At 48.9% G+C, this 10,995-nt stretch carries 4 protein-coding genes; all 4 read right to left on the reverse strand.

From position 1 onward, the window contains the following. Positions 1–26: 26 nt before the first annotated feature. From E1297_RS07730 to E1297_RS07745, 4 genes are read right to left on the reverse strand one after another with little or no spacing between them, the layout of a single operon-like run. Positions 27–788 carry a hypothetical protein gene (locus tag E1297_RS07730; protein WP_155136120.1) on the reverse strand — a complete coding sequence of 254 codons (762 nt, stop codon included), beginning with the start codon at positions 786–788 and terminating at the stop codon, positions 27–29. After that, positions 785–1,330 carry a hypothetical protein gene (locus tag E1297_RS07735; protein WP_155136123.1) on the reverse strand — a complete coding sequence of 182 codons (546 nt, stop codon included), beginning with the start codon at positions 1,328–1,330 and terminating at the stop codon, positions 785–787. The genes E1297_RS07730 and E1297_RS07735 overlap by 4 nt, the downstream gene beginning before the upstream one ends. Further along, positions 1,327–2,802 carry a MotA/TolQ/ExbB proton channel family protein gene (locus E1297_RS07740; RefSeq protein WP_155136126.1) on the reverse strand — a complete coding sequence of 492 codons (1,476 nt, stop codon included), beginning with the start codon at positions 2,800–2,802 and terminating at the stop codon, positions 1,327–1,329. Before E1297_RS07740 ends, E1297_RS07735 begins: the two co-directional genes overlap by 4 nt. A gap of 24 nt (positions 2,803–2,826) precedes the next feature. Further along, positions 2,827–10,512: a hypothetical protein gene (locus E1297_RS07745; RefSeq protein WP_155136129.1), complete on the reverse strand. Its 7,686-nt coding sequence runs from the start codon at positions 10,510–10,512 to the stop codon at positions 2,827–2,829. Positions 10,513–10,995 lie beyond the last annotated feature (483 nt).

A 10,995-nucleotide genomic window follows, 5' to 3' on the forward strand; every position in this document is an offset into this window, starting at 1 on the left:
TCTCCCAATAGAAGATACTTGAATCCTTATAGCCCTCCGCAAACATCAGTCTTGCCGGATGCTTCGGCTTTGAAGTCAAAACCATGAGGCAATCTAGCGGCGCTTTCTTCGGTGACTTCCTTGATTTCAATCGGTTGGCTAGCATTCGCATTTATGTGTGTTTGCGGAGGGCGGAAGTCGCCTGAGCGAGCACCGACCGTGATCTTGTGACTTGTGCTTAGGCCCGTTCTTGATCTCGAAGCGTCATCCACCACAAGTGCATGGACTTGGAAGCTGGAACTGGCTTTTTCTTTTAGGCTGTATCCGCTGCGATAGAGTCCGAGCGGATTCACAAACACTCGATATCGGCCCGGGCAGGGCTGAATAAAGCGAACTAATGTTGTTGTTTTTATTGTACTGACGCCACTTGCTCCTGTGTTCTGCATGCGATCTGCCCCACGACCTGCGTGACCAAATACAATCAGATCTCGCCAGAACCGTTGTTCGTTATAGGTAACTGTTCCGCTTGCGGGCGAGATTTGTGCTGCGTTTGAGGAAAGGCGCAGATATCTCTCAATTGGGCTATCGGGACGTGTGTAGCCAATTATTGGCTCGAGTCGAACGTCTCCTTCCCACTCTAATCGGATGTCGATATATTGCTCACCGCCTCCCCCTGCGTCGATCACGGTTATTGGCAAAGTGACAAACATCAAAAACATGAAAAAAGCTGCACCAAAGCCCCCTGAAACGAGATCGATAAAGCTTAGTCCGAATACCGACACTTGATCGCTGTCGTCTTCACCAATCATCTGCCACACCCGTTTAACCTCAATGGCTCTTCATTGTCGGCCTGAATAGAGCCAATTATTCCCGTGACCACGCAATTTAAAGGATCAGGGAAGTGCAAGACAGAGGAGGCGGGCCATATAGTAGCCCCAGCGATGACGCGGATTTTTAGTGGAGTCTTGATAATTCTTGTTGTTGAGATTTCGGTGCCAGAATTTATGTTGCCGCGCGGAACCTCAAATATCCGAGCACACTCTGCGGTCCCTTGCCTTGTTGGGTTTGAAACAAGCCATGCATTGCGAGCGGCATTCATAAAGATGTGCTGAATGTCTTTGCAGGAGCTGGCTTGAATATGGACTATGACATCTCCAGACCCTTGCGACAGAAAGTCGTCGAAATCCGTAGAGTTTGCGGGTAGCTCCTCAATAACATCGGCTTTTCCTGGTTCAACCGGATCCAGCTTGACAAGAACAACAAATATGAGAAACAGGGCGATCGCTGCGCCAAAAACACAGGTTAGCGCATCCGCAAAGCTCAACAGGAAGATGTCATCGCCGTCCATCATACAGCACCCTTTGGCTCTTCTGTCGGTTTTCCCGTTTTGTTATCTTCTTGATTTAACGGTCGTGTAGGGTCGAGCTTTGCTCGGTCGAAGTATCGAATAATCACGAGATCGCACAGGCGTCCATCAACCGCGATGACAATCGTTAGAACAAAACCGCCCAACAGAGCAATGAATGTGGTTGCGAAAGCAAGGCCGAGATCGCCTGACAGCGCACTGATTGCCGATAGTCGTTCATTGACTGTGGTTGCTTGAATGATCTGATCTGCTCCGGAAAGGCTTTTCATGATGCCCCGGACAGTTCCGATAAAACCCACAGCCGGCAAAAGAATAGCAGCGATTTTCAGGGTCCAACGCGCTGAATTCAATTTTTTGATGACTTGGGATTTCTGATGCTCCCATGTCTCAGTCGATTTGGGACTAAAGTTCGGTGGATCGTCTTTCGATTTATCACCCGGGATATCTTGACCATTGTTCAGGGCGTGCCAAAGAAAGAAAATTCGAAGCAAACCTACAAAAAGGCCGTATGCAAAAAGTGTCAGCAGGACAAGTTGCTCCGGACCTGTCCACAGTGTCATTGATGAACGCGCGTTCTTCACTGCTTCGGCCGTCCGTATACGACCTGCGACGAACATCCCGAAATTTGTGCGAGCATCCATATATTTATAGCGCTCATCGTTTTCAGTTAATTGGCCGGCGTGTTGATCGTCGCAGCTGGTGTCAAATCGGTAACTTGGCACTAGCTTTCCGTTTGGCCTAGAGGGGTCGAAATCATTTGGAGAAAGGCTGTCGCTGAGCTGAAGAAGTGCTGAGACTATCTCTGCATCAGAAATGCCTCGTGCGATCGCGATCCGCCATGTGGTGGCTGGGGCGTTGATAAAAGTCTTCTTTTCGTTTTCAGTGCCCTTTGAAAGAAGGTTTGCGTCTGAAAAAGTAAAGACCCGAGATCCTATTTTTTTTGTCTCGGGGTAGACATTGCCAAGCATATAGGCAGCAACGTCGGCATTGTGTTTATTGGGCCCGTCGGATGAGCAGATCTGCGTTGCGTCGACAAGAAGGTCTATCCCAGTTTTCTGCTCCTGAAGAGCGGTGGCGAGATATGCTTTTATTGCCGCAATTTCGGGCGGAAGCTCATTGGGATTTGAAAATTCAACAGGAGTAGGAATGTCTCTAGGGTTGATAAGGCCTGCTGCATTCAAAATGGACCATAAGAGTTGATCGCTTGGAGTGCCTCGTTGTCCTCTCCGGCAAGCGTCATTTTGAAGGCCTGGCTGACTGGCGCAGAACTCCGCAACGACATCTGCCGACCGAATTGCTTCAACCATATGCGCTTGGCTGTATGCCTGGATGTTCCAGTAAATAATCGGCCCGGCAAAAGCAGCCAGAACAACGGTTGAAAGGACTGTTAAAGCATTAAATGCAAGATATGCCTTAAACATGGGCGATTTTTCTTTAGGGGGAGCAATGTCCGCCATTGATCAAATTCTCCGGTTGTTCGCCTAGCACCCGGAAAGTGCTTCGAAGCCGAAAATTGGGCTTTGCGTAAGGTTCTCATCGAATTGAAAATTTTCAGGATCAAAGATTGCGAACTTCCATTTGTCGTTCGTTCTTAGTGCGTTTGGATTGCGAAGGTTCGGTTCATAATCTACTGCCAGCACCCTTATCCATTCCTCGATTGTGGCGCAGACGTTTTTAGCGTCGCTCGACTGGGTGCCGGTAAAGGTTTCTGATTTGGGATAGCCCCCTTCGGGAGCTGTTGTATTGTCGTATTGATCTATCCGCACGACAATGTTGTCGCTGTTTTCGCTCTCAAACAATATAAGGTGTCGATCATGCGCCTTGTCGTCGCCTAGACTCATAATCCATTTGCCGCCTTCGAGCTGTGGCATCAGTGCTTTTATAAGTTCTAACAATTTGATGTAATGTATTTTATCAAACTCCACAGGGCCACCAGCAGTTGGCGCTGTATCGGGAAAGGTTATAAGAGTTTTCTTCATATCCTTGTTTGAATAAGGGGGACCAAGGACGCTTGGGGCCTTAAAAAATCTGTATGATTTGGTCTGCTCAGCTGGAGGTAATATGAGCATGTCTTTTTCGATTGCTGAGTCGCCGAAAGCATGTGTTGGGCGCCTACCTGTTTTAAGCCATTCGGCGAGCAAAATTTGGTCATAGCCATACTCTACCCAATGACTCCAGAGAGACCATTCTGCATCGATCTGAGGCATTTTCGTAATTTCGGTTTGTTTATCCTGCGTCGTGAGAGTCAAAGTATGACTGCGTCGAGGTTTGTTGTTAGCGACAAACTGTGAATACTCTCCCGTGACTTGGGTTTGATCGTAACTGATGGAGAATTTTTTTCCACGTTGTGTCGCCTTTGGAGTGCTGGACAGGATTTTCGGCCGAACAATGTTATAGACGATGTCGAGCTCTTGTTGGGCCGTCAGAACCAAGCGGTCAAAGTCTCCGACCATCTGAAATTCTACTACACCACCCGAAACACAGGCAGATTGATAAGCTGTACTGTTGCGATCCTGCTCGCTGATTTGGTCTGCTCGCGGACATAAGACAGGTGCAACGTATTGGCGTTTTGGAATATCATAATAGAGTTTCACCCAAAGACTCCGTCCACTTGGAAGGCAGGCAATGGGAAGTCCGGACGGTGGGTAGTTTAGCTTGTCCAGCTCTTTGATTTCGCGGGGTCGCACACCGAATTTGGCGATTTTTCCGTTTTCACAGATGTTGCCAGAGTAGTTAAGCCTGCTGTATCTTTTTACGTCTACAGGGAAAATGTTGTCCTTCACACGCGGACCGTCGTCCAACTGGCAGAGGCGATGAGCTGCCTTTTCGGTATAAACGTTATAATCAACCAAAGATCGATATTTTAGGTTATCTCCGTTGAGGGGGAGGTTGACTACATTCCAGTCGGTGTCCGAGCTCACATACCAGCGGATTGAAGTAAAGTTGTTCGGCCAGCTTTCCTTCGTTGAGTAATTCGGGATTATCGCAAATCGAGAATCTGCATCGCCACTTTGGAAAGTGTAATCGGCTGCACCTATGATTTTATGGCAGAAGTAGCCCTTAATTGGTTGGCCGTGTCGTATGGCGACGACTGTTTCGGTTGTGCCTTTAGGTAACACAACGCCTTTTGGCTGAACAGATGGCGGCGGGATGCCGGTTCTTTCCTCTTCCGGGGAATCGTCCCTGGCCAAGGCTGTTTTCTGTCCTTCTTCTTCGTTTTTCACTTGCCCTGGAAGGCTGCCGCTGCTGCTGTCGCTTTCACTGTTGCCATCGCTAAAGCTGTCGCTGGACCCGTCACCATTGATGACAGTGATTTTAATGTCGTCCAGCTTCAACTTTAGAAGATCTTCAAGAGATATGTCGAAAAGGCTGGTTAGAATTCGGAGGAGAAGCTCGGGTGTCATCGTGCGGATGGAGGGCGTGGTGACTGTGATCTTTATACCGAGCAAGGAGAGGCGCGATTGTGCCTTATCGAGGTCCGCATAAACCCCAGCGTGGCCGGGGCTCCAGCCGAAAAGGTCAAGTTTAACTCCACCGTCAGCCTTGGGATTTCGAAGAGCGAGATCCGTTTCAGCGGCTAGTGTAAAATTTCCGATGAGTAGGGGCGAGGTCGACCGTATGGACGCATATCCTTCTTCTCGTGCGGATTGACCGCATTTTTTTGCGCAGAAGCGAAGCTTGTTCTTGGAAAGCTGTATGCCCAGTATAGCAAGCCTTGAATCAGCACTGATACGCGTTGCGGGTAAGTCGAGACTAGCCGTCCCGTTGACGTCTAAGACGGGTTCGATTGGTTTTGTGCTCTTCACGGACAGGGACATGCGCGCCTTTCCGAGCTCGATATCCCCGTTTGACACCAGGAGTGCGAGGTTATCGAAAGCTATCAAGCGTCCGGAGAGCAGGAAGCGGAGATCAGCAATCTCTCTCAAATCCAGAAGGGCTTCGATTTTTAAGATACGGGCTAGATTAGGCTCAAGGAAGGTAAGGTCCGCGCCGAGCGTGAGGCCTTCTCTGGAATTGTCGCTGTTGCCCGTATGATAGATGACAATAATACTGTCGAGGGCGACCGGCCCAAAAGACATCGGGGCTGAAAGCTTCGCCCGAATTTCATCGTCGAGTTCAAGGCCGCTTTGTGATAGCTCTACACGCTTTATGTTTATTTTGACGTTATTCGGCAGAAGAGGAATTGAGATGTTTGCCTCAAAGACAATTCCCCAACGCTTTCTGTGGGCATCAAGCGGGCCGACATTGAAATTTTTTATGTTAATCCCGTTATCACCCAACATCGGAAGGGAGCTGCCGACAAGTTTTGAGAGGCTGTCTGAGATGTCTGGTTTCAAACGAATATCAATGTCAGGCCCGCTATTTCTGAGTAGCAATATTACTGTCGCGTCAGCAGATATACTTGATGCAATGTTGAGCGTGCCATTCAACTCAACGCGTGGTGTTTGTTCAAAAAGAATAACTTTGATTGGGTTTGTAGCATCAAAGTTTAGTTCCCCGATCCCAGCAAGATCAAACTCGCCAGATGTTAGATTCTCCGGAAGATTTTCTAGAAGCTTACTTGAAACATAATCGTTTATGTTCTTTTCAAGAGCCTGCTTTAAGCCTGCCTCGAAGTTCGGGTCCGCGAAGTTTTGTCGGCCGAGACTGATACTGCCGATGAAGGGTAGATCTTGAAGCTGGAGGTCTGCGGCGATCACACCCGGCCCAACAGCCAGCTCTGATATGATGAGATACTGCTTTAGGTTGGGAAATGTCGAATAAAGTTTGCAGCGCAGAATAGCCCCCGCAGAGCGGCGTGCCTCGGGGGTTAAAGATGAAAGATTAATCCCCCAGAACGCGTTGTTTTTGCGTTCCAGTTCAACGCTTGAAATTTTCAGATCCTGTCCGCATTTTCCAAGGCTGGCCCCTCTTGCGATTAGGTCGTAGCGAAGAGGGCTAGAGTCTTCTGCTTCTCTGATTTCTAGTGTTACACCAAAAAGAGCGACTTCCTGACCGTCGAAAGGCAGCTCTGACAGAATGCCTGCTGTCTGGCAGGAGGCAAAATCCTTAGCCGCACCTATAAGCGCTTCCTCTATGAGGCCCTGCATGTCGTCCCCAAGGCCGATTGTCATGTCAATTACGGTTGGGCAGTTTTCGATACGAAATCCCGCCTTTAATCGAAGGCTTACGTTCTTCCCGTCAAACTGCGGAAGGACAGTGATGGTTTCTTTGAACCCATCAAGGCCAAAATCGAACCCACTCAGGAGTTTTTCCGTAATCTTGCTTAGCTGCTTTTCGAGGTCAGCTTCGTCGAATTTAATGCTGCGAACGCTGATGCCAGTCTCATCAAACAAGACTTCTGCGCTCGCCTTGACCTTGATGGGTTCTGAGCTTTGCGTAAAGGCCTCAAGGACAAGCCCAGCCTCAACTGTGAGCGCTTTCCCAGCTACGTCGAAGGTGTAGGGAGGGTTTTTGGGTGGTACTGGGAAATCAACGCCCAAACGAAATGTAGCAGTCTCGAAGCTGTCGCCAGGCGGGAACTGAATAGCATCTGTAAAGATGTCACTGTCACGCAGAGCGGCCCCGAGATTGGCATCGATTGTTGTTTGGAGAGCATTGTGAAGCGTGGTTTCAATGTCGACCGGTCGATAATTCTCGATGATCGGAAGTGTCATTTTACCCAGACCGATCTGGGAGATATTAATGTTGGTTTCGACAGAAAGGGCTTTAACGCGAATATTGTTTATGTCTGCATCGTCCACATCGACATCAACTTTAAAATTCCGGGAAGAGATGAATTTCGGCAGGCCGAGCTCCATGAGTCCTGCTCGTAATCTTTGTACATTTATCCGGGAGCGGGCTTGCCCTTCCACAAGAATGGGTTGTTTGATGCGTCCATCGTCAGTCAGATCTATCCGAAGAAGGTAGATCCCAAAGGGGATGCGTTTCTTTTGCTGTTCGCCAGTGGATGTGTCGCAGTCCTGCTCCCTGCCTTTCCAGGAGCACGCTCCTTCGGACAGAGTTTCAGGCTCCTTCATGAGGGACAATTCTGCTTCATAGATTGGACGACCAGCAGATGGTGTGCCGCTTTCGAAAATTGAGCCGGTTGCTGTCAGATGAAAATCAAGGGCCGTTCCGAGCATACCGGCTGGGCCATCGGCTTTGACCGTTTGACCGTATTCAGTTCCGGCGATGTTTCTAGGGCCTTCTGAAAAATTGTTGCATTCCGCGTCCTTTTCTCCATCAGGATTGGTACAAGACCTCAGGCTATCTGGCGGAGAAAGAGCAGCGAGCTTCGCGTTGTCGTGCTTGAAAGCCGTCAAGACTGGATCAATAAACGCATCGATATCTCCCTCTATCTTCGAAATGCGTTTCTTGGTGCTCTCGAGCTCGTATTTTGCAATCAAAGCGGGCTCGTTTCCCATTATCTTGTCGGCATCTGCGTCTGCGGGGAATGCAGTTTCATGGAAAGTCTTGAGTTCAGATTTCTTATCGGCCAGTTCTGGATCGATTGCTTCTAGATCTTGCTCCGAGAGAGAGGCTAGGTCATCGAGAAGCGCCAGTTTTGCTTGGTGAAGATTGTAAGAAAGAAGCGCGTAATTGACGGCAGATTGAAGTCCTGTCGATGTTGGAGGTGTAGGACGTGGAATTCTAGTTTCGGCGTTGTAGATAAAGAATGGTGTTATTTTCCCAAGTTCTTGCCGCAAATCTTTGGAGCGCTTCATGACAGTCATAGTGTTGCTGTTGGGGTTCTCGTTGAAAAGATCCCAAAGATTAAGAAGGCTGCTGGATCCATTTAAAACATCTTCAACGGAGTTTCTCCGGTCTTCAATGCCGGCGCAAATGTCTTGGCGGTGCGGCCCTTGGATATTGGCGTTAAAGTCAAGGGCTCCTCCCGGAGTAATCTCATATGTTCGAGCAAGCACCGACAGGCCGTTTTTTTCAAGGAAGGCCAGGCGTTGAGCCGGGGTAATTATGCTCCCAGAGAGACTGGAGCGCTCAAGTTGCTGTACCCCGGTGAGATTGCAATCAAAGAGCAGGATCTCTTCAATTTTAGGGTTCATGAAGACCTCGATCGCCATATTGCGATGGGCAACGGCACCAATTGACCTGGAAGCCTTTAAGGCTGCCTTTGTTGCGGTCACGGCATCCACGCGGCGCTGGATGCGATCCTTTAGGCGCGGCGTCAATTCGTTGATACTGGACGTTCGCGCTGCATCTTTTGCGATAGCCTTTTTCAGGATTTCTCCAAAGAGCTTTTGCTGATCCTCAGTCGCGTTGTGAAGAACAAACACGTATGCCATTCCGGTCGCCACGCGCCACCAGTAATTGCTGAACTTCTGCTCGCTTGATGAAATAACGCCTTTGTCAGCAATATCAGTTAAAAGGGCGTCGACGTTCTCGATAATTTTGAAGTGGTCTTCAGGATTTTCGGGCCGAACGTAATTAATGAGGCTCGTAAGCCAAATGCATCGGATCGCCTTCTGAGCCCGCGTGAATTCGTTATCCAGCTTGACTGCATTTGCGCGATCAGCTTCGAACGCATCATTCAGCATAGTCTCGACAGCGGACTGCTCATTAAGCACCATCTGGAGGTCGAAAACGAACCCCGGCGAAAATTGTTGTTTCAGACCGTCAAGGTCGGGAAGTTCTTGATAATCCGGTGTTCTCGGATCGAAGAGCGGGGTCCCTGTATTGTGATCAATTTCGCCCGCTAGCCTTCTGATGACTGGAAGATTGACTTCATTAAAAAGACGCCTGTTGATCGTACGAAAGAGTTTAGCGCCTTTGCTGGAAGGAAGGACATTCTGAATATCCTCACTAGAGCTGATGCAAGAATCAGTTGTTGCATAGTCAGAAACCACCTTCAGCAATCCCGAGGTGAAGTCAGAATTTGAGTAATATTCAGTCAGGTCCGCACTCCCGGCCCCGACAAGCCGTGTTACGGACTGTGCAGCCTTGAAGAAGCGAATATCCGTTTTTTGAGGGATAATTTCGTCCATTGTGCCGTAGATCACGCTCCTTTCTCGAATAGAGGTTGTTTCGAAGTCGTGCCCTTTTATCATTAGCTTGGCCTTGCACCGTGCAACCTCGACTGCGATCGGATCCAGATCCCCCATGACGGCAAATTCCGCATAGATGGGAGCATCACCAGCCACACGCATCGTCCAATTCCAGCTATCCAAGAGGTTCTCAATCAATAGAGGATCGAAAAGAATTGAGGCGATCACGGAATTAAAGAACGCACCTCCTCCTTGCCAGAAAGGTTTGTTTGTATTCCGTTTAAACTGGGCCCGCCCTTTGTTAAGAGTCCCCATGACTTTCGTGTATAATCCAACAGGTGAATCTGAAGTCGCGTCCGGCGATCCGACAAGGTAATTCGGGTTAATGCTTTGACAGGTGTTTTTCGTGGGCTTGTGAGTGTTTAAGGCAAATTGATAAAGCCATGAAGCTGCGGTCTTATATGTGTCGCGGGTTGGCAACTTTGTTCGATCAAGGTTATCGGATGTCATCGCAAAATTGCGAATGATCGCTGCTAGTTCATCGTATTTTGGGCTGGTATTTCCCTCGGTTTGCGAGGTAAGTAACAGTTCTTGATCGTTCGCTGGGGAACGCAAAAACAAGACTTCAGAGATCGCTGCGCCCAGTTCGAATAGCTGCATTCCTTCAGAGTGCATTTCGTCAAAAGCCGTCCCCAGCTGTCCGGGAATTTTTTTGTCTGCGTGTCGACGTTCCAGGACAGTTTTGAATGCATATGCGGCTTGCGGGTCTGTTTCGATAACCACCCGAACTGTTGGTGTTGGCAATTGGAATGCGTCTGTGAATTTTTCCTGAAAGCCTTGAGTAATAATGCGGTGACCAATTTTTCCAGCACCGCCAAGCAAATTGAGTAGTTTTGAAGTTCCGGTCTCAGCAATCGGGTATTCGTGGACTTTACCATCCTCTGTTATGGGCAGGATCTTGGTTCCGTAGATTTCGGTGCGCAAGGCGCCATTGCCGGGACGGTTTGGATAGGCAGCGTAGGCCGCAATATGTGTGGACGACGCTTCAAGAACGATCGCCGCATGCTGACGGTTGGTTATATGCGAGGGACTGAGAAGAATTGAGAAGTCAGCCAGCGCTGAGACTGTTGTCAAAACAAGAATTGCAGACGACAATAAAAAGCGAAAAATAAAACACCGCATTGCCAGGCCAACCCCGCTTGACTAACTAGTGGTGGATAAAATTAGTAATTTAAACCTCTACTAGCGTCAATGCCAAATTGGCCGCTCCTTCTTTTCACTCAGGTGACCGCAATATACAGCGCTTTCTCGATGACCGCTGAGCGAGTAAAGGTTGCGCTTCTGAATGCAGGGCGACACGATTCGATGGATCGAGCACATAGACCCATTACCTCTATCCCGGTCAATCTCCTGAAGAAACGAGCGATAGAGTGAAAAATTACCGCAGTTTCGGTGTGTTGTCAGGATCTGGCTCGCCCTTGCTGTCCACTTTGTGACCACCCCCTAAGGGTGGAGCTTTTTGCTTCAACGGCTGTGGCTGTTTGCGGACTCCTCTATTGAGGCGCTGCTGGCAGACCGGGAGTTCATCGGGACTGACTGGATGAAATTAGTTCTCCATCGTCTGGACAACGAAATAGAATCACAACCTCATGATATCGCTCAACT

The sequence above is a fragment of the Roseibium sp. RKSG952 genome (genome assembly GCF_009711355.1).

Excerpts from the sequence above, each read along its gene's own strand:
- E1297_RS07740 (WP_155136126.1), bottom strand. The coding sequence starts at position 2,802 with ATGGCGGACATTGCTCCCCCTAAAGAAAAATCGCCCATGTTTAAGGCA.
- E1297_RS07735 (WP_155136123.1), bottom strand. The coding sequence starts at position 1,330 with ATGATGGACGGCGATGACATCTTCCTGTTGAGCTTTGCGGATGCGCTA.
- E1297_RS07745 (WP_155136129.1), bottom strand. The coding sequence starts at position 10,512 with ATGCGGTGTTTTATTTTTCGCTTTTTATTGTCGTCTGCAATTCTTGTT.
- E1297_RS07730 (WP_155136120.1), bottom strand. The coding sequence starts at position 788 with ATGATTGGTGAAGACGACAGCGATCAAGTGTCGGTATTCGGACTAAGC.